The organism is Acinetobacter sp. YH12043, from assembly GCF_013419915.1.
Taxonomy (GTDB): Bacteria; Pseudomonadota; Gammaproteobacteria; order Pseudomonadales; family Moraxellaceae; genus Acinetobacter.
Map to the genome: position 1 here is coordinate 30,245 of NZ_VOZD01000005.1, position 24,396 is coordinate 54,640.

Below are 24,396 nucleotides of genomic sequence, written 5' to 3' on the forward strand. Positions count from 1 at the left end.
CGTGATAGTATAAGCTTCATGTTGTTTAGACTTTAAAGCTATATACATGTTCCAACAAGAAATTTCCCAACTTAATTTACCCAAGCTCAAGGCAGGCGAGAAACGCTGGTTAGGCAATCTGCAAGGCTCGTCTACTGCATTATTGCTGAAAGAAATTATCAAGCAGCAGCAATCGCGCCTATTTGTCATTGTTACGCGTAATAACCAGCATTTGGGTCAACTGGAAAGTGAACTGGAATTTTATGGGATTAAACCGACCATATTTCCAGACTGGGAAATTTTGCCTTATGACCGTCTGTCACCGCATCAGGATATCGTCTCTGAACGTCTGGCAATTTTATCTAATATGCCCCAAGGTGGCGTATTGTTGCTAGCAGCTTCTACATTGGCACAGCGTGTTGCACCTACTTCATGGGTGCTGGGTGAACACTTCGATATTCGAGTCGGGCAAAAGCTGGATCTGGAACAGCAAAAGAAAAAACTGATTCAGGCTGGTTATCATCTGGTCGATACCGTTTATGACCATGGTGAATTTGCAGTTCGCGGTAGCATTATCGATATATATGCTTCAGGTCAGGATGCACCAATCCGGATTGACCTGTTCGATGATGAAATTGAAACCCTGAAATTTTTTGATCCGGAAACGCAACGTACTACGCAAACTTTAGAACAATTTACGGTATTACCTGCACAAGAATTTCCCCTTAAGGAAGGCCGTGCTACTTTCCGTAACCGTTATGCAGAATTTTTCCCGACAGCTAATCCAAAGAAAAATCCAATTTATCAGGATGTGATGGATGGCATTGCTTCGCCGGGAATCGAGTTTTATCTGCCTTTATTCTTTAGTCATGAAGCGATGCAAGGGCAAAGTACCTTAATTTCATACTTACCAAAGAATGGCATTGTCATTACAGATAAGGCGTTGGAGCAGAGTTTAGAACAGTTCTGGCAGGACGTAACTCGCCGTTATGAAGATCGCCGTCATAATATTGATCAGCCGATTCTGCCGCCTGAAGCACTGTTCTGTCCGACCAATCAGCTTTTAGAACAGCTAAATCAGTTTAGTCGCATCATTGCGGCACAAGAAGCTTTTGATGAGAAAGCCGGCGTGATTAATCTGGATACCCAGTTACCACCACGCTTGCCTGTTGATCCAAAACGTGAAAAGCCCTTTACCGAAGTCAAAAAATATATTGATGCGGCCAATCATCCGGTTTTACTGGTCGCTGAAAGTGCCGGTCGGCGTGAAACCTTAAAAGATGCGCTGCGTCCAAGTCTGGGCGATATTCCGACTGTAGAAAACTTTGATTCTTTTGTCGAATCTTTGCATGCGATTGCGATTACCAGTGCGCCATTGGAACGTGGTCTGGTTCTGACAAATCGGATCAGTGTGATCTCGGAAAATCAGCTTTACGAACATCGTGTGGTCCAGCGTCGTCGCAAGCGTCAGCAGGAAGTGTCAGAAGAATTCCTGATCCGCAGTCTGACCGAGCTAAGCATTGGTGCACCAGTGGTACACATTGATTATGGTGTAGGACGTTATGCAGGCTTAATTACTTTAAGTATCGATGATCAGGACCATGAATTTCTGCAACTGGACTATGCTGAAGTCGCTAAAGTCTATGTGCCGGTGACTAACCTGCATCTGATCAGCCGCTATAGTGGTGGCGATCCAGATCTGGCACCTTTACATAAACTGGGTACGGATGCCTGGAATAAAGCCAAACGTAAGGCTTTGGAACAGATTCATGATGTCGCAGCCGAGTTATTACATATTCAGGCACGTCGTTCTTCTAAGCCGGGGATCAGTTTTGAGGTTGATCAAAGTCTGTATATGCAGTTTGCTAGCGGCTTTGCCTATGAAGAAACACCAGATCAGGCCAATGCGAGTGAAGCCACGCTATATGATATGCAACTGGCCAAACCAATGGACCGACTGGTCTGTGGTGATGTTGGCTTTGGTAAGACTGAAGTCGCCATGCGGGCAGCCTTTGTCGCAGTTCAAAATAACCGTCAGGTTGCGGTATTAGTGCCTACCACTTTGCTGGCACAACAGCATTATGAATCTTTTAAAGACCGTTTTGCGGACTGGCCAGTTCGGATTGAGGTGCTTTCCCGTTTCGGTTCATCTAAAGCGCATACCAAAACGATTGAGGATTTAGCGGATGGCAAAGTCGATATTGTCATCGGCACCCATAAGCTTTTACAGGAAAATGTCCAGTTCCATAATCTGGGACTGATGATTGTCGATGAAGAACATCGTTTCGGGGTACGTGATAAAGAACGTATTAAGGCCCTGCGTGCCGATGTGGATATGCTGACCCTAACAGCAACGCCAATTCCACGTACCTTAAATATGGCCTTTAGCGGAATGCGTGATCTGTCCATTATTGCAACACCACCAGCACGCCGTCTGGCTGTAAAAACTTTTGTGCAGGAACATACCAGCGACACTATTCGAGAGGCGATTCTGCGTGAATTACTGCGTGGTGGTCAGGTCTATTTCCTGCATAATGAAGTGGATACCATTGAACGTGCTGCAGAAAATATCCGAAATCTGGTGCCTGAAGCACGTGTCATTGTGGCACATGGTCAGATGCGTGAACGTGAGCTGGAGCAGGTAATGCAACAGTTCTACCACAAGGAATACAATGTCCTGGTGTGCTCGACCATTATTGAGACCGGGATTGATGTGCCGAATGCCAATACCATTATTATTGAGCGGGCAGATAAGCTTGGTCTTGCACAGTTACACCAGTTGCGTGGCCGGGTTGGGCGTTCGCATCACCAGGCCTATGCCTATCTGTTAGTGCCATCCCTAAAAGCCTTGAAAGGCGATGCAGAAAAACGTCTGGAAGCGATTCAACGTGCCTCGACTTTGGGTGCAGGCTTTATGCTGGCCACCGAAGATCTGGAAATTCGCGGTGCAGGTGAACTTCTAGGCGAGCAGCAAAGTGGTTCGATGCAGGCGATCGGTTATAGCCTGTATATGGAAATGCTGGAAAAGGCGACTAAAGCCATTCAAAAAGGTAAAACGCCGAATTTTGATGCACCCTTGTCTTTAACTGCGGAAATCAACCTGCATATGCCAGCCTTGATTCCGGACGATTATCTGGGTGATGTACATCAGCGCTTGCTGTTCTATAAACGCATCAGTAATACCGATACTCAGGAAAAACTCGATAATATCCGTATGGAACTGATTGACCGTTTTGGCATTCCGCCGCAACCGGTGAAACAGTTATTTGCTGTGCATCAGCTACGTCTTAAAGCTGAGCAGCTGGGCATTACCAAAATTGACATTGGTGGGCAGGGTGGCCATATCGAGTTTGCGCCAGATACACCAGTTCAAGCCATGAGTATTATCCAGATGATGCAGAAACATCCGACCTATTTCAGGATGGAAGGCGGTCAGCGATTAAAAGTGATGGTGATGCTGGAAGATTATCAAAAAAGAATCCAGTTCATCAGTGATTTATTGGATAGCCTATTAAAAGAGCTAAATTAATAGTTTTAGATTTTATAGAATGTGAATATTCACACTATATTTCATTTTTATAAATATAGTGTGAATATCAGCTTGTTTTCATATGAAATTATTTAAGCTAATAGTTTGCCGTTTTGTCCTTCACAATTCATACAAAATTGCCCTAAAGCGCCCGCTTACAATACTCAGCCGCAATTGTATATGGTAGTATTAGCCATCATTCTAATTTTGCATCATTTATAAAGATATGTTTAGTTTGCATCCACAACTTGCTCAAGATACGTTTTTTGTAGGCGACTTTCCTTTATCAACATGTCGTTTGATGAATGATATGCAATTTCCGTGGTTGATTCTGGTTCCGCGTGTACCAGGCATTACCGAATTATATGAATTGAGCCAAGCTGACCAAGAGCAGTTCTTACGTGAATCAAGCTGGTTATCGAGCCAGTTAGCGCGTGTATTTCGTGCCGACAAAATGAATGTCGCAGCTTTGGGCAATATGGTGCCGCAACTGCATTTTCATCATGTGGTTCGTTATCAAAACGATGTGGCATGGCCTAAGCCGGTATGGGGCACTCCAGCAGTTCCTTATAGCAGTGAAGTATTGGCACATATGCGTCAAACCTTGATGCTGGCTTTACGCGGTCAAGGGGATATGCCATTTGACTGGCGTATGGACTAAGCGTTGACATACATTTTATGGTCCATTCAGGATTTTGGACTTTAAGAGAGTAATTGAGTGCAATTAGACGACTGGATTCATCAGGAACCAAAACAGTTTGAATATTTCCATCGGATGATGGGATATATCATGCTGTCTCTGGTTCTGATCGTCTATCACTACACGGAACCGGACACCAATTACCAGATTTTTGTTCCGTTATTTCTGGCACTGGTTTTGGTGATCACACCGAAATTATCCCGGTGGATGATTTATAAATACGACTATAATTTAAAACGTAATTTCTTCTTTGTTCTAGATGTGATTATCGTATCGGTTGTACTTGCAGCTGTGCATCTGGATCTGGTGTTGTCTCTACTGGCAGTGGTCACATTGCTATATACCGCCATTAATAACAAGATTTCGTTCATGATGGTGTCACTGGCTGGCCTGATTGGCACCATGATCTTTTATCTGTCTACCATTGGCATTTTTGGGTTTACCAGCTATTTCAGTCCCACCAGTACGGAACTCACCGTACTAGGTTTCATCTGTTTGATTACTTATTTTGGTGTCGGAAATTTCTATCAAAGCGGTCGTATGCAATATATGACCCAAAAGAAAAATCATTATTTTGACCAGATGAACCGTTATATGGAATTTGCTAACCAGCTCAGCCGTTATGCGCCAGTGCAGTTATGGCAATCCATCATGAAAGGCGAGTCTGAAGCTAAGATCGAATACAAACGTAAAAAACTCACGATTTTCTTTTCGGATATTCAGGGATTTACAGAGCTTTCTGAAACTCTGATTCCGGATGATTTGGCTTTCCTGTTGAATGACTATTTAAGCCATATGACTGAAATCGCCAAGAAATATGAAGCAACGGTCGATAAGTTCATGGGGGATGCCATCCTGATCTTCTTTGGTGATCCGCATTCAGATGGTGTAGAGCAGGATGCTAAAAATTGTCTGGAAATGGCGATTTCAATGCGTCAGCAAATGAAATTACTACGCGAACGCTGGATTAAAATGGGTTATCCGCCATTACATATCCGTATGGGGATTTCGACCGGTTATTGTCACGTGGGGAACTATGGTGCCAATCACCGTATGGCCTATACCATTGTTGGTCGTGATGCTAATTTGGCTGCACGCTTACAAAGTGCTGCGGAAGTTGATGAAATCCTGATTTCTGAAGATACCCATAACCTGATCAAAAATGACTATCTATGTGCACCTAAAAAGCCAATTTTCCTGAAAGGGATTAAGGCACCGGTTCGCACTTGGCAAGTGATGGAAAAATATGCCTTCCAGAAAGTTGAATATCAGCGCTGGTTTGATTATGAGTATAAAGGCTTTCATTTACTGCTAAATCTGGATGAAGTACAAAACTATGATTATCCAGAGTTGTTGCATGTGCTAGAAAAAATGATTAAACGCATTCAAACCCAGCAGCAACTGACCAACTCTCAAGGAATTGTGAAATTAAAACTTGAAGATGAAGTCATTGAACCTTTATCTGCTGAAGAAGCATTTCGAGCAGCTGAACGATCAAAAGTCATCTAATTTTTATGATTTAAATAAATGATAAAGACCATAAAAAACCACGCTTAAGCGTGGTTTTTTGATTTCAGAATCTTAGTGATTTTCTGAAGCATGATTAATGGTATATTTTGGAATTTCAACTTCCAGATCTTCATCCACAATCTTCACTTGGCAAGACAGACGGGAATCAGGCTCTAAACCCCAAGCACGATCGAGCAGATCAGCTTCGACATCATTCATTTCTTCAAGGCTGTCGAAACCGCGACGAACAATTACGTGGCAAGTGGTACATGCACATGACATATCACACGCATGTTCAATCTTGATTCCGTTTTTCAGCATGCTTTCACATAGATTGGCATCTTGTTCAACTTCAAACTCAGCGCCTTCAGGGCAAATTTGCGCATGTGGAAGAACTTTAATACGTGGCATAGTCTTTACCTTAAATTAGTTTGAGTTTGACCAATCGTCGAGTTTAGTGCCTTTAAGGGCAGCATCAATATGTTGATTCATGCGCAGAGCAGCAAATGCATCACTATGTATTTTAAGCTGTTCTACTGCAGATTCAATGGCTTTGATATCTGTGCCTTGTAGCTCGGACTCAAGTCGTGCTTGCGCAGCAGTCAGTTCTGCCAATTGCTGTTCATTCATCAATTGAGCATCTACTTTCAATGCCTGAACCAGTGCTTCAAGTTCACGTTGTGCTTCCACCTTGGTTTCCTGCAAATGACGAAGATTCTTATCTTCTTCAGCAAACTGATAACCTTCTAACAGCAGACGTTCAGTATCTTCACTCGACAGACCGTAAGATGGTTTGATATCAATTTGTGCAGTCACACCTGAAGTCATTTCTTTGGCAGAAACGGTTAATAAGCCATCCGCATCCACTTGGAAAGTCACTTCAATGCGTGCCTGACCTGCGGTCATTGGTGGAATACCATGCAGGACAAAACGGCCTAAGCTACGGCAATGTTCTACCAGATCACGTTCACCTTGTACCACATGAATCAGCATAGCGGTTTGGCCATCCTGATACGTTGTAAATTCCTGGCGACGTGCAACTGGAATTGCGGTATTGCGTGAAATCAGACGTTCAACCAGACCGCCCATAGTTTCCAGACCAAGAGAAAGTGGAGTCACATCTAATAATAATGATCCATCTTTGCTGTTGCCAATGAGCTGATTCGCTGTAATTGACGCACCAATCGCAACTACTTCATCCGGGTTAATGGTGCACAGAGGTTCTTGGTTAAATACATCACGTACTGCTTTTTGCACGGCATACGAGCGGGTAGAACCACCTACAAGCACCACATTCTGAATATCATCAAGTTCCAGCTTGGCATCACGCATAACACGCTTACAAACGCTGATGGTTTTATCCAAAGCAACCTTGATGATTTCTTCAAAAGTCGGGCGATCTAAAGTCAGGCTTTGATCAAGCAGCTTTAATTCAACTGAGTCTGCATCAGATAATGCTTCTTTAGCTTTACGCGCAGCAGTAATGAAATGCGCATATTCAGCATCATCTAGGGTTTCGATATTAAGCTGTTTTTTAGCCCATTTTAAAATCAGACGATCCAGATCGTCACCACCTAGAGCAGTATGGCCACCAGTCGCTAATACTTCGAACACACCTTGAGAGAAACGCAGAATGGATACGTCAAAGGTACCGCCGCCCAAGTCATAAATCACATAGTTGCGATCTGTGCTCAAGTTGGTTTCCTGATCCAATCCATAAGCCACCGCAGCAGCTGTTGGTTCATTCAATAAACGCAGAACGTTTAAACCGGCCAGTTGCGCGGCATCACGTGTTGCCTGGCGTTGTGCTTCATCAAAGTATGCAGGAACCGTAATCACGGCACCATTAATCTCATTTTTTAAGTTGGCTTCAGCACGTTCTTTAAGCTGCTTTAAAATTTCCGCAGAAATCTCAACTGGCGTTTTACGTCCTTGCGCAGTTTCAAATGCCGGCATTTCATTCGCTTCGCCCACCAAGGCATAAGGATGCTGGAATTTAATATCTGCTTGGGAGCGACCCATAAAACGTTTTACGGATACAATCGTATTTTTAGGATCGGTGGTAATAAAAGGTTTGGCATCATCGCCATATTCAGTGCTTTGTGCTGCATAATGAACGATAGAAGGAAGTAACACACGACCTTGTTCATCTTTGAGTACTTTGGCTTGACCTGAAAGAACCGTGGCAACCAAAGAGTGGGTGGTGCCTAAATCGATACCAATCGCAATGCGGTGTTCATGTGGTGCACTTGATTGACCTGGTTCTGCAATCTGCAAGAGAGCCATAGTGTTACATCCTTTGCACGTTAAAATTAAATAGAAAAATTAAAATTCATCATCAAGATCAAAGCTGTCATCATCCAGGAAACGGTCTTCCGCTTTGTCGATGTCTGCCATGACTTTAACAAAGAAACGCAGTTTACGCACGGTATCGCGAGCTTCACTCCAGTCTTCATCTTCATAGTCGATTTTGAACTCACGAACCAGACCATCAATCCATTGCTGAACTTCAACTTTCAGAGAAGAAAGATCTTCAGCCGATGAGGCTTCATCTAATTGTTCGCGAATTTCCAGCGCATCCTGAAGAAATTCAAAATCGCTAATAGACTGATCCAGATGATAGTCTTGTTTTTTTAAAGACAGTAAATAAGCTGCACGGCTATCAACCGCTGACAAAGCCTTGAATGCCTGGTTGATCTCGCTTGATTTAATCAAAGCCTGATCTTTATCTTCAGCTTTATCGGGGTGATATTGTTGCTGCAACTTTAAAAACTCTGCTTTTAAAGTGGCTAAATCAATATCGAGTGCTACAGGAAGATTGAACAACTCAAAATGATTCATGGGAGATAGAGTCCGCGATTAATATGCAAAAATGATTAAACTTGATGACAATTAAAATAACTGCCTAAATGCAATTAAAACAGTGTATTTCACACTGTTTTAATGCTGAAAAAAGAGAATTATTGCTGCAATCAGACAGTGAATGACTCACCACAACCACATTCGCCTTTTTTATTTGGATTATTAAATTCGAAGCCTTCGTTCAAGCCGTTTTTCACGTAGTCCATTTCTAGACCTTCGAGATAAACCAGACTTTTTGGGTCTACGAAAACTTTAACACCAAACTGTTCAAAGACCTGGTCATGAGTATCGACTTCGTCGACAAACTCAAGAACATAAGCAAGACCAGAACAGCCTGAAGTTTTCACACCAACACGAATGCCTTCACCCTTACCGCGACTTTTGAGGTAATTGCTGATATGAGTTGCTGCATTTTCAGTTAAGTGGATCATGAAAACTCCGTGAATCTTTCTTCAAAAAACGAATGATTAAACTTTAGACTTCTTGTTACGGTAGTCTTCAACAGCCGCTTTAATTGCATCTTCAGCCAGTACAGAGCAGTGCACTTTTACTGGTGGAAGAGCCAATTCATTTGCGATATCAATGTTTTTGATCGCTTGTGCTTGGTCTAAGGTTTTACCTTTTAACCATTCAGTCACTAATGAACTTGATGCAATTGCAGAACCGCAACCATAAGTTTTAAAACGTGCTTCTTCAATCACGCCTTCATCATTTACCTGGATCTGTAAACGCATTACGTCACCACAAGCAGGTGCACCGACCATACCAGTACCAACGTTTTCTGCATTTTTGTCTAAAACACCAACATTACGTGGGTTTTCGTAATGATCAATTACTTTTTCGCTATAAGCCATGTTGCTTCTCCAAAACTCGGGGTCAGCCTTAATATAAATATGGGGATTAAAAATTTTTTATCAATGAGATAGCAGTGTAAATACAGCTATCTCAGAGTCAAAAATTAGTGCTCAGCCCATTCAACTGTAGAAAGGTCGATACCTTCTTTGTACATATCCCAAAGCGGAGAAAGTTCACGTAATTTCTCAACAGCAGCTTTAGTGATATTTAAAACGTGATCGATATCTTCTTCAGTGGTGTACTTACCAAAGCTGAAGCGGATCGAACTGTGTGCAAGCTCATCAGAAAGACCTAATGCACGAAGTACATAAGATGGTTCAAGTGTTGCAGATGTACATGCTGAACCTGAAGATACGGCTGCATCTTTCAGTGCCATCATCAATGATTCACCTTCAACAAAATTGAAACTTACGTTTAAGTAGTTTGCAACGTTTTGAGTTGGGTGACCGTTCAGGAATACCTGTTCAAGACCTTGTAAGCCATTCCAAAGCTTGTCACGAAGGACACGTAAACGAGCTTGTTCAGACTGTAAATTTTTGCCTGCAAGTTCAAATGCTTCACCCATACCAACGATCTGGTGAGTTGCAAGAGTACCAGAACGCATACCACGTTCATGACCGCCACCATGCATTTGTGCTTTTAGACGTACACGTGGTGAACGACGTACGAACAGGGCACCAATACCTTTAGGACCATAGATTTTATGTGCAGAGAAGCTCATCAAATCGACTTTCAATTGAGAAAGATCGATTTCAACTTTACCCGCAGCCTGTGCAGCATCAACGTGGAAGAAAATCTTTTTCGCGCGGGTGATTTCACCAATCGCAGCAACATCAGTTGTCGTACCGATTTCGTTGTTTACCATCATCAGGGAAACAAGAATGGTATCCGGACGAATCGCTGCTTCAACCATTTCTGAGGTAATTAAGCCAGTTTTTGGTTGCGGCTCAAGATAAGTAATCTCAAAACCTTCAGACTCTAGCTCACGACAAGTATCCAAAATTGCTTTATGTTCAATTTTAGAAGTGATGATGTGTTTGCCTTTAGATGCATAGAACTGAGCCACACCTTTCAATGCAAGGTTGTCAGATTCAGTTGCACCTGAAGTCCATACGATTTCACGCGGATCAGCTTTTACTAAATTCGCCACTTGTTCACGGGCGTATTCAACTTTTTCTTCCGCTTGCCAGCCATAAGCATGTGAACGAGATGCTGCATTACCGAAGGTGCCTTCGAAAGTTAAGCATTCCATCATACGTTCTGCAACTTGAGGATCTACCGGAGTTGTTGCTGCATAGTCAAGATAAATCGGACGTTTCATGTCAAATACCTGTAACCGATAAAAGGGCTGAATCAATGTTGGCTGAATTTTGGCGTAATGACACGGTTTGTACGTTGTCACGGGCTACAAGGTCAGCAAGGGTGATTTTTGCGAGATAATCGGCAATGTGGTGGGAGAGTTCTTGCCATAAATCATGAGTCAAGCACATCGCGCCATTTTGGCAGTTGCCTTTATGGTCACAGCGAGTCGCATCAACTGTTTCGTTTACAGCTTCAATAATTGCTAACACAGTAATTTCATCTGCGCTGCGTGCTAAATGATATCCACCATTGGCACCGCGAACACTCGAAACTAGACCATAACGTTTTAGTTTCGCAAATAACTGCTCGAGATAGGCAACAGAAATAGTTTGACGTGCTGCAATTTCAGCAAGCGTGATCGTTTGTTCAGATGGCTGCAAAGCTAAATCAAGTAGAGCAGTCACTGCGTAGCGACCGCGAGTGGTTAGGCGCATGATTCGATACACATGGTTAGACTAGATGTGTAGATTTTATGAATCCCGACTAAATTAGTCAAGTTATTTTTGTGAATGGCGAGCGTATTTAATTTTCTGAAAATGAAAGAATTACGCGCTGATCCAATTATACACTAATAACGCAATCAAAAGTACTGTGATTATACTAAAGACCATATTGATCCGCTTTTGACGGCGTTCCATACGTTTAATGCGGTTGCGATACTGTTTAACTTCAACTTGCAGGCTATTAATTTTAGAACGCTGATCTTCAATTTTCTTTAATAAAGGCGCAATGCGTTTTCTTGATGAAACAATATCAGTCTCATCTGCCGGAGGCTCAGATAACCAGTGCTTCCAGTCAGACAATACTTTAGGTAAGGCAAATAAAGTCAGTAAATCACGGAACTCGTCTTTTAAAACCTGATTACCGTCAATTCGCATTGCACGAATGCTTCTGCGATTGCCAAAGATAAAGATCTTAATCAGATCCATTAAAGTAGTGCGAACATCCAGATCAATAACTCTGCCTGGTGCTTTATAGTCAAATAACAGCCCGTCTTTGGTAAACTGAACATAGAAATCAAAATATGGAATATAACTATTGATTTTTATTGTAATATTCTCATCTACAAACTTCTTCGCCTGAAGAGCAACAACACGGTCATGTTTGAGAATGAACGTGAATATTGTTTCTAAAACGATTAAAGTCATCGTAAGCAACAAATGTGGTTGATTTTGACTTTGTTGCGATTCACTCATATATAAAACCAATCCTTACCTGAAAATCAAAATGAAAAAGCATCCTGCTGAGTAAAAGATTTCAGGGTTAAATCAAATTAGACTTGAAATAAAGTGCTTTGTAGAACAGTTTAGCAAATCTATCAAGCCCTTAATTTGCTATTATGCGGTGATTTTGTAGATAATTTTATGATATTTGCATAGAAAATAAGCAGGAGTCGTGTACATGGATAAAACAAAAACGACACAAGATACAGATCAGGAATTGATTGAAAAACCAGTGAAGAGTAAGTCAAAGTCTGCTTCAGAGCGACGTTCAATGCTGGATTTTCGTAAATATACCAAGCAGATCTGGTTGGCTGGCCTTGGGGCATTTTCCCGGGCAGAGGAAGAAGGCAATAAACTGTTTGACTCGCTGGTCAAGGTCGGAGAAGAGCTAGAATCCAAAACAGTCGATATTGCAGATCAAACTGTGGAAAAAGTCTCCGAAAAAGCACGCGAATCTGTGACAGATACCAAAGATAAGGTTGAAAAACTGATCGACAACTCTGTTCATCATTCCTTGAATCGTATAGGATTAGTCACACTGAAGGATGTACAACATCTGGAGCGTTTAATTCTTCAGTTGCATGCCAAGGTTGATGAATTGACCTTGCAGCAAGAAAAAATACAGAAAGAATTATCGGAAAAAATACACACAAAATGATTTTCTTCATAATTCAATGTTTTTTTCGCATATATTTTGAAAAAAAAGAGGTTTATAAGTATTGCGTTTATACCTAAAGCATTGCTATAAAGGCGTTATGGTAGTTTAAACAAATTCTTGGACCTTAAATAAACGATATTAAGAGGACGTAGTTTTCATGAATAAATCAGAATTAATTGATGCAATTGCAGAGAAAGGGGGATTATCTAAGGCTGACGCAGGTAAAGCTTTAGATGCTACAATTGCTTCTGTTACTGAAGCTTTAAAAGCGGGTGATACAGTAACTCTAGTTGGCTTCGGTACTTTCGGCGTTAAAGAGCGTGCTGCACGTACTGGCCGTAATCCACAAACTGGTGCTACTCTTGAAATTAAAGCAAGCAAAGTACCTAGCTTCAAAGCAGGTAAAGGCTTAAAAGACGCTGTTGCTTAAGCTGCTTCAATCCTAAAACGCGCCTTCTTTGGCGCGTTTTTTATTGATAGATTTAATTGTTTTGATTAACACATTCATTCAATGGGTTTTTTCGGTTAAAATCCTCTGCAAATAAAATATTGGAATACTTATGGAATCTTTTCGTAAAGTTATTAAGGGTTGGTTGGGCAAGGTCTTGCTCGTTCTGTTTTTAACCCCTTTAGCGCTTGTAGGTATTGAAGGATATTTTAGCGGCGGGAATTCTGATGCAGCAAAATCAGTCAATGGAACTGATATCTCTAAACAAGAATTAGAGTCACTGACAAAATCATTCAAACAACAATACTTAAGTTATGCCAATGGTGATGAAACCTTATTAAATCAAAGCTTCATCGATCAAAAAGCGATGGATACCCTGGTTGCGCGTACCTTGCTTTTGCAACAGGCTGAAAAACTGGGGATTAGCCTGAGTGACCAGCAAATTGCACAAATGATTTCTCAGCAGCCTTCTTTCCAGGAGAATGGCAAATTTTCTAATGCTTTATATGAAAATTACCTGAAATCAATCGGCATGACCAACAATGCTTTAGTAGAAAGTTTACGTAAAGACCATGCACTGAAAATGCTGTCTTCTACTTTTATGGATTATCCACTGGTCAGTGCGGTTGAAATGCAGCAAATTGCAGATCTGCAAACTGAACAGCGTCATATTCATATCGCTAGCGTGAATCTGGACAGCTATAAAAAAGCAGTAAAAGTATCAGAAGCTGATATTGCTGCATATTATGAAAAGCACAAATCCCAGTTCAAGCAACCGACTAGCGTTGATGTGGATTATGTGGTGATCAAGCCGAGCAATATTGATACTGCCAATGTAGCGGTCACTGATGCAGAATTGCAGGAAGCTTATAATAAATTTGTGGCTGACCAGAAGCAGAATGTGAAACCAGAGGTTAAACATATTCTGGTGACTGCAGATAGCCGTAGCGATGCTGAAGCCAAAAAACTGGCAAGCGAAATTGCAGCTAAAATCAAAGCTGGTAGTACTTTTGCACAAGCAGCAGCTCAATATTCTGAGGATCCTGAATCTAAGTCTAAAGGCGGTGCTATTGCTGTCTATGAAAAAGGCGTGTTCGGTACTATCTTTGATCAGACTGTTGCATCCTTAAAATCTGGTCAAGTTTCAGCGCCTGTTAAAACAGATTATGGCTACCATATTATTTCAGTCCAATTGCCTGATGTAGCAGTTCCATCTTTTGAATCTCAAAAAGCACGTTTATCTGAAGAAGTATTGGCAGCGAAAAAATCTAATGCATTCTCTGATACGGTAAACAGTCTGAATGACATGGTCGTAAGTGCGGACTCGCTAGATGTTGTTGCTCAGGAAGTGAAGGGTGTTCAGGTTCAGAAAGCAAATAGTGTGACCCTTGCGACACGTGATCCATTGCTAAGTGATGCGGCTGTCAAAGTTAAACTGTTTAATGATGACGTGAAAAATGGCGACCGTAATGCATCTTCAAGCATTCAGTTAGCCAATGGTGATGTGGCTTGGGTAAAAGTTCGCAATTATCATGCAGCGGGTGAGCAGACACTGGCAGAAGCTAAACCAGCAGTAAAAGCTAAACTGATTCAAGATAAGGCATTTGCTGCGGCTAAAGCTGAAGTTCAAACTGCATTGAATGAGTTTAAAACCAAGCCTGCAGCATCAGTTACGAAAGGTAAACTGGTATTTGAAGATGCAGGCATTTATACACGCGCAGAAGGTCTGCTTAAGCGTGATGTACAACGTGCAGCATTTAGCGTACCAGCGCCTAAAGCAGGTCACTGGTCAGTAACGACAGCAAATATGCCAAATGAATTGGTGGTTGTGGCAGTTTCTGAAGTGAAGAAAAATCCGATCGATGTTTTAAGTGCAGAGCAACGTAGTGAGCTGGTGAAATTGTATCAACAGCTTCGTGGTCAACAAGAATTTGATGATTATACGCGTTACTTAAAATCTCACGCAAAAATCAAATAAGATTCGCTTTTAAAAAACCAGCCTACGGGCTGGTTTTTTTATTTTCTTAAGTAAGAAATAATATCCAAAATAAGAAGAGAGCATATAACTCTCTTCTGAAATCCGGTCATTTTATTCCGCTCTAAAAATTAGCTCATAACCTGTATATTTACGGATATTAATCACACCAGTATCCAGAATCAGATATTGGCCTTTAATCCCTTGTAGTTTGCCTCGGATCACTGGAGTTTTATCTAAATTGTGAGATTTGATTTTTTCTGGATATTGCTCTATCGGATAGATGAACTCACGTGGTAATTCCTTATCCAAAACTTCAATATTCTCATTAAACTGCAAATTCTGATTAAACTCTTCACGGATAGTTTGGATTTTCGGTGCAAATTCTTCAATCAGCTGATCGCGAACCTCAATCAGATTTAAAGGTTCCGCTTCGCCTTTGAGTAATTTACGCCAGTCGGTTTTATCTGCGACCTGAGTACCAAACATCACTTCCAGTTTACCGGAAAGACGGCGAGAACCCACTTTCATGATAGGAAGGGCTTGAGTTGCACCCTGATCCAGCCAACGAGTCGGCATTTGATTAATACGAGTGATTCCGACTTTCAATGCACTAGAATTGGCCAGATAAACAATATGTGGCTGGAAGCAGACATTCTGTGCAAACTCATCTTCCCGGCAAGTACCTAAATGATAATGGCAGGTTTCTGGTTTCATGATGCACATATCACATGACGCTTTAGTTTTAAAACATTTAAAACAGTGGCCTTGTGAGAATGATTTAGAAGTTTTTTTGCCGCAAGAAACACAATAGATATTTCCAGTCCATTCAATCTCGATTTCCTGACCTAACTGGAATGGAAGGTTAATTTCTGATCCATCTAATATTAATTTGTATTCAACATTTGCCCGCTGGGTATTTTGATCAGTTACACTAAGGTCTGTAAGACCGACGTGCATTTTATGGCAAATGCCCTGAAGTTCCATAAAAAATTACTCACTTAAATCATAAGGATGCAGTCATGGCTGAACAGAATGTCATCACTTCAATGCTAGACGATTTCGCCAAAGAACAGCCAATTCATACTGCTATTTGTATCGGGCAGGATTTAACCCAATCTCAGTTTCAGCAATCTATTCAATGGCACTATTTTAACGTATCTGAGGTTCTAAATCTGCCTTTTCAACAGCGTTATGACCTGGCAGTAGTGATGCTGGACACTCCTGAAACCTTAGCATTGTCAGAACAGCAGAAGAGTCAAATTCTGGTTAAAATGCGTGATTTATTTGCAAAACGTCTGGTTGTGGTGAGTCGCTTGCAGGATGAAAAACTGCTCAGGTCTTTAGGTCTGACCCAGTTGATTGACAAGACAGTTCATGAGGCAGATTTTGCACTCTGGCAATTCAATATTTTGACTTATAAACATGTGCCAGACTGGTTTAACTCTAAATTCTGGGCTAACCCTGAAAACTGGGATAAATATCGCTGGTAAAATTGGAAAGCTAGGAAGGACTTATATCAGTATTGCAAATATTAACAAAATCCTGCATGGAAAATATGAGCCCAGACTCTATTCTGTAGAGAAGGTGTATACAGGAATGAGTTATGACCAATCTTAGTAGTATTGTGGAAATGCTGGCCAAGCAAGCTTTAGGAAATAACCAAGCCCAATCCCAGCAGCGTTCATCCCAGCAAGGGGGATTGGCAGATATTCTTGGATCAGTATTGGGTCATATCAATAATGCCAATCAGCAAAACCAGAACCCAAATCAGCAGCATCAAAACTCACAACAGCAAAACAAGCAAAATGGCCTAGGTGCAATTTTAGGTTCTGTACTCAGCCAGCTCGGCGGTGGGAGCCAATCTTCCGCTCGACCAAGTTCTGGACTGGGTGGCAGTTCAACAACAAAGACTTTATTGATTGCTGTCTTGCCACTGGTCTTGGCCTGGATTCAGAAACAGGGCGGTTTGCAAGGAGCATTGGATAAACTCAAAGGACAAGGTTTAAATAGCCAGGTTGATGACTGGGTCTCTACTGGCCCGGGTGAAAATGCCAATGTTGATCCGCAGCAGGTACAAAACCTGTTTGATGATCAGGAAGTGGAACAGGTCGCACAAGAGACACATGTGCCTAAGCAGGATGTCTATAGCGCCATTTCTCAGGTCTTGCCGCAGATTATTGATTCACTGACACCACAAGGTGAGCAAACCAGCAAGCAGGAAGCCAATAATGATATTCAGAATGTATTGAATATGGTCTCAGGCTTGTTTAAAAAATAAATCTATCTATCCAATAAAAAATCCCGACGTTTGGCCGGGATTTTTTCTATTGAACTGCATGAACTTTAAGCTTCTTCCAGATTCAGGCTAAAGAGTCGGTTGGATTTACAGATCTTCTTGGCCACATAATGCGATTTTCTAAGACGGATTAAAATAATCTGAGACTGAAATTCCAGTTCGCCAAATTCAGGTTCAACCTGAACATAGTGCAATTGACCATATTCATCCCGAACTCGCGCTTGGGCAGAAAAGCCAGGACGGGCATTGCCACTTGAAATTGTAGCTAAACGGCCTAACAGGTTTACATCATTCTTTTTATATTTAGGTGGAATGACCTGATCCAGACAATGAATCATAAATACGGTAAAGAAAATCGCAATGATCAATGCCGGTAGAATGATGTAATAGGCAGGTAAGAAATGATATTCCTGTGAATAGATCAGAAACTGAAGCAAATAGCCGGCAAAGCTAAAATTCATCAGGAAGAAAAAAACAATCAGGGTTTTGGAAAATTTGACATTTAGCCATTCAACATTATGAAAGTCATACGGAGAAATGCGTTTCAGGAGTTGACTGGGTTTAAGCTTAAAATAGAAGGCAACTGTTTTTGCCACGCCAAGCAGAATGATGAACAATAAACTGAGATGAAAAGGCATCAGGTTATAGTCAAGTAAAAACTCAGGCATGGCAAAATCCGTTTTAGCTATTATTCTGAAAGATAAATTCCGCCATCAGAATGCACGGTAATATCAACTTTTTCAAGTGATTGGCCTTGACAAGGTCCAGAAATACATTCACCGCTTTCGACTACGAACAGCGCGCCATGAGTAGAGCATTCAATAAATTCCTGATCACGGTCCAGAAACTGGTTTTCCAGAAATTCCAGTTCTACCTGTAAATGTGGACAAATATTCTGGTAAGCATAAAACGAACCATCACGCTGGGTAATAAAAATTGTATCCCCATTCGGAAGTTCAAAAGAGCGTGCTTCACGCTCTGGAATATCGTCAGTCATGCAAATTTTAAACATTAAGCACATTCCTTAAGAACATCTTTTAATAATGCTGTGTATTCTGAAACCGCCAGTCGTGGCCCAAATTGCGCTACCACTTGACTAGACACCAAAATTGCCAGTTCTGCTGCTGTTTTTAAGCCAAGACCCGCATTAAGTGCATATAAAAAAGCACCCGCGAAAGCATCGCCAGCCCCATTGGCATCCACTGCAGTTACAGCACGGCCCGGCACAGTAAAGGTTTCACCATTATTGGAAATAAGCGCACCATCAGCTGACATTGTAATGACAACGTATTGACTTAATTCCTTGAGTTTAGTCAGAGCTGCTTCGATGGTATCTGTTTCGGTATACATCAATGCTTCTTGCTGGTTGCAGAACAAGAGATCAACGCCATCTGCAATCATTTCATCCAGACCGGCACGGGCATATTGCACCATCGCAGGATCAGAAAGGGTAAATGCGATTTTAACCCTATTGGCTTTGGCAATTTCACGCGCCTGTTTTACGGCCTGACGTGCTGTTTCGGAAGTGGATAGATAACCTTCGATATAGAGCCATTTAGCAGTTGTTAAAGGCTGGAAGTCAATCTGTTCATCTGTGAGTTCAGCAGTAATACCTAAATAGGTATGCATAGTACGTTCAGAATCTGGGCTGACCAGAACCATACAGGTACCGGTTACGCCTTCACTGATCGATTGGGTTGTAGTTTTAATGCCAGCTTCATTTAAGCCATGCAGATAGATGTGACCCAAATCATCATTACCGACACGGCAGGCATAGAATGCAGAGCCGCCCAAAGCTGCAAATGCAACTGTAGTATTGGCTGCTGAACCGCCTGAAGCCTGACCTTTATAAGTTTGAGTTGCTTTTAAGTTTTGGTACAGAGTAGCCTGAGCTTCACCATCCGCAAGTTGCATGGTGCCTTTTTGCAAGTGATGTGCAGTTAAAAACTCATCAGAAACTTTAAATTCCTGGTCAATCAGCGCATTGCCAATCGCAAAAAGGTCAACAGTAGACATATCCAAATATCACATTAAAAATGAAAGTGCTAAGTTTACACGATTGCTCGGGTTTGCTGTAGTTCACTGAAACATTTTCAGAATACTTTAAAAAATACTGTAACTTATTCAGCTTGAATCTTTGGTCTAAGAATTGATTTATTTTTAAACGGTAGCGAGTGTAGCCATTGATTTAAAGGTTGGATTTTATTTATAAGATTAGAGTACCAAGCAGTTATACTGGTGCGACATTTGAACAATCATCTAAAACAGTGTGGGTATATGGATATTAAGATTGTAACAGCCGAGCAGCTCCCTGATCAGATTGACACTTTAGCGACACTGGCGCGTAAAGAAGGTTATGACCTGATTGATAAGTTAATTGAAGAATACCGCACTGGAAAAAACTGTTTCAGTCAAAATAATGAATTTCTGGCCTGTGCCTATGATGGCAATAAACTGATTGCCTGTGGCGGCTTAAACCAGCAATGGGGCGATAACGGCATTGAAGAAAGAATTGGCCGGGTACGTCGCTTCTATGTGCATCCAAAATATCGTCAACATGGTGTAGGTAAGCAGCTTCTGGCTTATCTGGAGCAGTTGGCACGACCATTTTATTCAGCACTTTGTTTACAGACCGATACCAAACTGGCCGCCAGTTTCTATCAAAAACAGAACTATGTCTTTGTTGAAAACCACCCGAGTTATAACTATTTCAAGTATATGATCTAGAGATCATTGCCAAACCTGATCATTTAAAAATCAGATGATCAGGTTTACTTAATTCGATCAAAATCCTCGGTTTTCTGCGTGAATAATTCAAACAACTACAGCTATAATGCGAATAATAATTTTTTAATTTAAGCATTAGGAGATCGCATGACTGTAGATGTCACTGAAACCATTTCTCAAACTGTACATCCTGCGTTTCAGTTGGTACGTCAACAACATGTTGAAGCTTTAGACATTTTAGTGTCTGAATATAAGCATAAAGTGACTGGCGCCACCCATTATCATCTGGCGACCAATCATGATGAAAATGTTTTTCTGGTTGCGTTTCGCACTCAGCCAATGGATTCGAAAGGTGAAGCGCACATTCTGGAACATACTGCACTGTGCGGCTCAGAAAAATTCCCGGTACGTGATCCGTTCTTCTTGATGATTCGCCGTTCGCTTAATACTTTTATGAATGCCTTTACAGCGGCAGACTGGACGGCTTATCCATTCGCAACTCAAAATGATAAAGACTTCCAGAACTTATTAGAAGTTTATATGGATGCGGCCTTTGCTGCGAACCTGAATCCGCTGGATTTTGCTCAGGAAGGTATCCGTATTGAGCTGGAAAATGGCGAACCGGTATATAAAGGCGTGGTATTTAATGAAATGAAAGGGGCAATGAGCTCACCTTCAGATCAGCTTTATCATACTTTGGCGCATCACTTATTCCCGGACACCACTTATCACTACAACTCAGGCGGCGATCCTAAAGATATTCCAGACCTGACTTATGAAGAGCTGGTGAACTTCTATAAAACGCATTATCACCCAAGTAATGCTGTATTTATGACCTTTGGTAATAAATCTGCTGCTGAGTTACAGGAACAGTTTGAAAATCTGGCACTGTCTAAATTTGGAAAAGGTGAAACACTTTATTCAACGCCAGAAACCCGTTTAACTGCGCCACTCAATGTAACAGAAACCTATGCAGTTGATGGGGAAGATCTGAAGGACAAGACTTATCACGTATTGTCATGGTTATTGCCAGAAGCGAGTGATATCAAGTTACGTTTAGGCTTGCGTCTGGTAGAAGGGATTTTGCTGGAAGATTCAGCATCTCCCTTACGTCATTACTTGGAAACCTGTGGTTATGCACAGTCAACTGGCCCATTCATGGGCGTAGATGATTCCAACTTTGAAATGACCTTTTACTGCGCGGTTCAAGGTTCAAACCCTGAACATGCTGAAGAATTCAAAAACGGAGTTTTCAAAGTTCTGGAAGAAGTTGCCTCTAAACCTGTTGATCAACAGGCAGTAGATGCGATCCTACATCAGATCGAATTGCATCAGCGTGAAATCAATGGTGATGGTACACCGTATGGTCTAAGCCTGATTTTAAGCGGCTTAAGCAGTGCAATTCACCATCGTGATCCAGTTGAAGTCTGGGATGTGGACTCTGCAATTGCTTCAGTAAAAGAAGAGTTGCAAGATCCAATGTGGCTGTCGAATCTGATTAAAGATCATCTTTTAGATAACCCGCACCGTGTTCAACTGACTTTAGTTCCAGATGCAACTAAATCTGCCAAAGAAGCGGAAGAAGAAAAAGCACGTCTGGCTGAAATTGGTAAAGCTTTAACTGAAGAGCAAAAAGCAGAGATCAATGCTCAAACTGAAGCGTTAAATATCCGCCAAGATACTCCAGATGATTTGAATCTGTTACCTAAGGTGGGTCTGGAAGATGTGCCTGCGGAATTGCAGATTGTTCAAGGCCAGTTGCGTGAGATTATCTGTAACCGCGTAGATACGCCGTTGAATCTTTATCATGCAGGTACCAATGGGATTTATTACCAACAGGTGTTGGTGAAAATTCCAGATGAAGTGGTGCAATCACCGTATTTCAACCTGTTGTCTATTTTAATGGGTGAAGTTGGTGCGGGTGAATATGATTACCTGCAATTCCAGCAACTGCAAACAGCAGTCAGTGGTGGTCTGGGCATGGGCGCTTCATTGCGTTCTAAAGTGGATGACAAAAACAAGATCAGTGCGTGGTTAACTTTAACGACTAAATCTTTGGCTAGCCATCTGGATGCGATCCGTCTGTTAAAGATCGGTTTTGAGCAGCTACGCTTTGATGAAAAAGGCCGTATTATTGAGTTATTACAACAGCGTAAAACTCGTTGGCAGTCGCGTATTTCCGGTTCTGGTCATAGCTATGCGATGCAAGTGGCATCACGTCAGCATAGCGCTCTAGCCTTGCGTGATTATCATAATACCGGTCTGGGTGCTTTGAACTGGCTGATTAACTTGGTCAATCAGGCTGAAAAAGATACAGCAGCTTATGATGCTATGATTGATGAATTAAAACGCATTCATACAGTCTTGCTACAAGCACCAAAACAATTCCTGTTGGTGTGTGAAGAACAGCAGTCTGAGCGTCTGATTGAAGAAATTCAAAACGTGTGGGACAAACTGGAAGTGAATACTGCACCTGCAGAATTGACTCAGGTTGAAAAAGTTAATCATAGCAATGATGAAGCCTGGTTGATTCAGACTAATGTGCAGTTCTGTGCAGCAGCTTATCCTGCGGTAGAAGTTTCACATCCTGATGCTGCTGCCTTGATGGTATTGGCAGGCTACTTGCGTAATGGTTATCTGCATAGCGCAATCCGTGAAAAAGGCGGTGCTTATGGTGGTGGCGCAAGCTATGACGGAAATGCATGTTCTTTCCGCTTCTATAGTTATCGCGATCCACGCTTAGCAGAGACTTTCCAGGACTTTGATGCAAGTATCCAATGGTTGCTTAACGCACCTCAACAACCGCATCAGCTGGAAGAAGCCATCTTGGGTTTAATTGCCAGTATGGACAAACCGGGGTCACCAGCAGGTGAAGCGATTACTGCCTGTTATGCCTACCTGCATCAACGTACGCCAGCATTCCGTAAACAGCTTCGGGAACGTTTGTTGCATGTCACTTTAGATGATTTGAAACGTGTCGCACAGACTTATCTGGTTGAACAGCAAGCTTCAAAAGCGGTGGTTGCGCCATTTGCCAAACGAGAAACTTTAGAACAACTCGGCTTTACAATTCAGCAAGTTCAATAAATAAAAACAATGAGGATAGAGGATGGCGCTTAATTCTATTAAGCGCTCAACTTTGCAGCTGGGCGTTTTGCTTGGCTGTGTAGTTGGGACGCAAGTTAATGCGGAAGATAAAACTGTAGCGAGTAGTCCGATGCCGGCAACGGCGGAGGCTTGCTCTGCGGTTGAAACCAATTCAGAACGCTTGGCCTGTTATGATGCGGTATTTAAAATACCGGCCGATAGTAAGCCAGATATTGTTTCTGAACGGCGTGCAGCCATAGAAATTGCGCCCGAACCTGATAACCTCAAAGCAAAAATTGAACAAACCGTTTCCAATATCTATGCTTCAGAAGGATCAAAGCTGACTCCGACTTTATCCTTGCTGGATAGTCGTTGGGAATTGTCGCCGGAAAGTAAACTGGGTACCTGGAATATCCGTTCTTATCAGCCGATTTATCTGATGCCAGGATTCTGGACTTCCAAGAAAAACGAGTTTCCGCAAAGTGAAAACCCAAATAACACGGTTGAAGAAGACCAGAATTTGACCTCGATTGAGGGGAAATTCCAGTTATCTTTAAAAACCAAGGCGGTTGAAAATATTCTGGGTGATAATGGTGATCTCTGGCTGGGCTATACCCAGTCTTCACGTTGGCAGGTGTATAACTCGGAAGAGTCCCGACCATTTCGTGAAACCAATTATGAGCCCGAAGCCAGCCTGATCTTCCGTACCAATTATGATCTGTTTGGTTTGAACTGGCGTATGCTGGGACTAACCCTGAATCATCAATCTAATGGCCGTTCCGATCCATTATCTCGTAGCTGGAACCGGGTAATGCTGAATCTCGGTTTCGAAAAAGACAACTTCGCCATGATGCTGCGCCCTTGGTATCGTATCGAAGAAGATCGTGCAGATGACAATAATCCCGAGATTAAAAACTATATCGGGCGTGGGGATTTAACTGCATTTTATCGTCATAATGCCCACGATTTTTCCCTGATGTTGCGTCATACACTTAAAGGTGGTGATGATAACCGTGGTGCGGTACAGTTCGACTGGTCATTTCCGATCAGTGGGCGTCTACGCGGTCAATTCCAGCTCTTTGATGGTTATGGTGAAAGTCTGATTGATTATAATCACCGTGCAACTTATGTGGGTTTGGGTGTATCCTTAATGAATTGGTACTAATCTGTTTCATGTAAAAAA

At 41.9% G+C, this 24,396-nt stretch carries 23 protein-coding genes; 11 read left to right on the top strand and 12 right to left on the bottom strand.

The window, feature by feature from the left end; all coding sequences use genetic code 11:
- Positions 1-46 precede the first annotated feature (46 nt).
- From mfd to FTU01_RS03780, 3 genes are all read left to right on the top strand, one after another.
- The gene (mfd, locus tag FTU01_RS03770; protein WP_180138196.1) at positions 47-3,508 is read left to right on the top strand and encodes a transcription-repair coupling factor; all 3,462 of its coding nucleotides are present in this window, start codon (positions 47-49) and stop codon (positions 3,506-3,508) included.
- A 226-nt stretch (positions 3,509-3,734) separates the two neighbouring features.
- Positions 3,735-4,169: an HIT domain-containing protein gene (locus FTU01_RS03775; RefSeq protein ID WP_004786072.1), complete on the top strand. Its 435-nt coding sequence runs from the start codon at positions 3,735-3,737 to the stop codon at positions 4,167-4,169.
- A 57-nt stretch (positions 4,170-4,226) separates the two neighbouring features.
- Complete coding sequence (locus tag FTU01_RS03780) at positions 4,227-5,717, top strand: adenylate/guanylate cyclase domain-containing protein (protein WP_159122747.1); 1,491 nt, start codon at positions 4,227-4,229, stop codon at positions 5,715-5,717.
- Between the two features lie 72 nt (positions 5,718-5,789).
- Here the strand turns inward: FTU01_RS03780 and fdx are convergent, their stop codons facing one another.
- The 8 genes from fdx to FTU01_RS03820 form a co-directional block, all read right to left on the bottom strand.
- Positions 5,790-6,128, bottom strand: a complete 339-nt coding sequence (fdx, locus tag FTU01_RS03785; protein ID WP_034702567.1) for an ISC system 2Fe-2S type ferredoxin — start codon at positions 6,126-6,128, stop codon at positions 5,790-5,792.
- Between the two features lie 15 nt (positions 6,129-6,143).
- The gene (hscA, locus tag FTU01_RS03790) at positions 6,144-8,003 is read right to left on the bottom strand and encodes a Fe-S protein assembly chaperone HscA (protein WP_180138198.1); all 1,860 of its coding nucleotides are present in this window, start codon (positions 8,001-8,003) and stop codon (positions 6,144-6,146) included.
- Between the two features lie 39 nt (positions 8,004-8,042).
- Complete coding sequence (gene hscB / locus FTU01_RS03795) at positions 8,043-8,558, bottom strand: Fe-S protein assembly co-chaperone HscB (protein ID WP_104426170.1); 516 nt, start codon at positions 8,556-8,558, stop codon at positions 8,043-8,045.
- Positions 8,559-8,689: 131 nt separating this feature from the next.
- Entirely contained in the window at positions 8,690-9,010 is a 321-nt protein-coding gene (gene iscA, locus FTU01_RS03800; protein WP_004786063.1) for an iron-sulfur cluster assembly protein IscA, read from the bottom strand.
- 36 nt (positions 9,011-9,046) lie between these two features.
- A complete protein-coding gene (iscU, locus tag FTU01_RS03805; RefSeq protein WP_180068535.1) occupies positions 9,047-9,433 on the bottom strand; it encodes a Fe-S cluster assembly scaffold IscU in 387 nt (128 codons plus the stop codon).
- A gap of 104 nt (positions 9,434-9,537) precedes the next feature.
- Positions 9,538-10,755: an IscS subfamily cysteine desulfurase gene (locus FTU01_RS03810; RefSeq protein WP_180138200.1), complete on the bottom strand. Its 1,218-nt coding sequence runs from the start codon at positions 10,753-10,755 to the stop codon at positions 9,538-9,540.
- A 1-nt stretch (position 10,756) separates the two neighbouring features.
- Positions 10,757-11,230, bottom strand: coding sequence for an Rrf2 family transcriptional regulator (locus FTU01_RS03815; RefSeq protein WP_179992330.1), 474 nt, complete (start codon positions 11,228-11,230; stop codon positions 10,757-10,759).
- Positions 11,231-11,341: 111 nt separating this feature from the next.
- The gene (locus tag FTU01_RS03820; protein WP_104426168.1) at positions 11,342-11,992 is read right to left on the bottom strand and encodes a hypothetical protein; all 651 of its coding nucleotides are present in this window, start codon (positions 11,990-11,992) and stop codon (positions 11,342-11,344) included.
- Between the two features lie 205 nt (positions 11,993-12,197).
- Here FTU01_RS03820 and FTU01_RS03825 point away from each other — a divergent pair, with 205 nt between their 5' ends.
- The 3 genes from FTU01_RS03825 to FTU01_RS03835 all read left to right on the top strand — a co-directional run bounded on the left by FTU01_RS03825 (position 12,198) and on the right by FTU01_RS03835 (position 15,103).
- Positions 12,198-12,677: a phasin family protein gene (locus tag FTU01_RS03825; protein WP_034170344.1), complete on the top strand. Its 480-nt coding sequence runs from the start codon at positions 12,198-12,200 to the stop codon at positions 12,675-12,677.
- A 157-nt stretch (positions 12,678-12,834) separates the two neighbouring features.
- Complete coding sequence (locus tag FTU01_RS03830) at positions 12,835-13,107, top strand: HU family DNA-binding protein (protein ID WP_004786051.1); 273 nt, start codon at positions 12,835-12,837, stop codon at positions 13,105-13,107.
- A gap of 130 nt (positions 13,108-13,237) precedes the next feature.
- A complete protein-coding gene (locus FTU01_RS03835; protein ID WP_180138202.1) occupies positions 13,238-15,103 on the top strand; it encodes a SurA N-terminal domain-containing protein in 1,866 nt (621 codons plus the stop codon).
- Between the two features lie 111 nt (positions 15,104-15,214).
- Here the strand turns inward: FTU01_RS03835 and FTU01_RS03840 are convergent, their stop codons facing one another.
- The gene (locus tag FTU01_RS03840; RefSeq protein WP_125278306.1) at positions 15,215-16,087 is read right to left on the bottom strand and encodes a DUF2797 domain-containing protein; all 873 of its coding nucleotides are present in this window, start codon (positions 16,085-16,087) and stop codon (positions 15,215-15,217) included.
- 35 nt (positions 16,088-16,122) lie between these two features.
- On the opposite strand from FTU01_RS03840, the gene FTU01_RS03845 reads away from it, so the two are divergent.
- Together FTU01_RS03845 and FTU01_RS03850 are read left to right on the top strand one after the other, a co-directional pair.
- Positions 16,123-16,593, top strand: coding sequence for a DUF6231 family protein (locus FTU01_RS03845; RefSeq protein ID WP_180130326.1), 471 nt, complete (start codon positions 16,123-16,125; stop codon positions 16,591-16,593).
- 113 nt (positions 16,594-16,706) lie between these two features.
- On the top strand, positions 16,707-17,381 hold the full coding sequence (locus FTU01_RS03850) for a YidB family protein (RefSeq protein ID WP_180053843.1): 675 nt from the start codon (positions 16,707-16,709) through the stop codon (positions 17,379-17,381).
- 65 nt (positions 17,382-17,446) lie between these two features.
- Here the strand turns inward: FTU01_RS03850 and FTU01_RS03855 are convergent, their stop codons facing one another.
- The 3 genes from FTU01_RS03855 to FTU01_RS03865 are packed head-to-tail and all read right to left on the bottom strand — an operon-like array spanning position 17,447 to position 19,415.
- Complete coding sequence (locus tag FTU01_RS03855; protein WP_180138205.1) at positions 17,447-18,067, bottom strand: OB-fold-containig protein; 621 nt, start codon at positions 18,065-18,067, stop codon at positions 17,447-17,449.
- Positions 18,068-18,087: 20 nt separating this feature from the next.
- Positions 18,088-18,396 carry a Rieske (2Fe-2S) protein gene (locus tag FTU01_RS03860; protein WP_373684488.1) on the bottom strand — a complete coding sequence of 103 codons (309 nt, stop codon included), beginning with the start codon at positions 18,394-18,396 and terminating at the stop codon, positions 18,088-18,090.
- Between the two features lie 14 nt (positions 18,397-18,410).
- Complete coding sequence (locus tag FTU01_RS03865) at positions 18,411-19,415, bottom strand: adenosine kinase (RefSeq protein WP_180138207.1); 1,005 nt, start codon at positions 19,413-19,415, stop codon at positions 18,411-18,413.
- Between the two features lie 261 nt (positions 19,416-19,676).
- Between FTU01_RS03865 and FTU01_RS03870 the strand changes: the two genes are divergently transcribed.
- From FTU01_RS03870 to FTU01_RS03880, 3 genes are all read left to right on the top strand, one after another.
- Complete coding sequence (locus FTU01_RS03870) at positions 19,677-20,126, top strand: GNAT family N-acetyltransferase (RefSeq protein WP_034170350.1); 450 nt, start codon at positions 19,677-19,679, stop codon at positions 20,124-20,126.
- A gap of 147 nt (positions 20,127-20,273) precedes the next feature.
- Complete coding sequence (locus FTU01_RS03875; protein ID WP_180138209.1) at positions 20,274-23,213, top strand: insulinase family protein; 2,940 nt, start codon at positions 20,274-20,276, stop codon at positions 23,211-23,213.
- A 22-nt stretch (positions 23,214-23,235) separates the two neighbouring features.
- Positions 23,236-24,378 (top strand): phospholipase A, encoded by a 1,143-nt coding sequence (locus tag FTU01_RS03880; RefSeq protein ID WP_159122738.1) that lies wholly within the window; start codon positions 23,236-23,238, stop codon positions 24,376-24,378.
- The last annotated feature ends 18 nt before the right edge of the window (positions 24,379-24,396 follow it).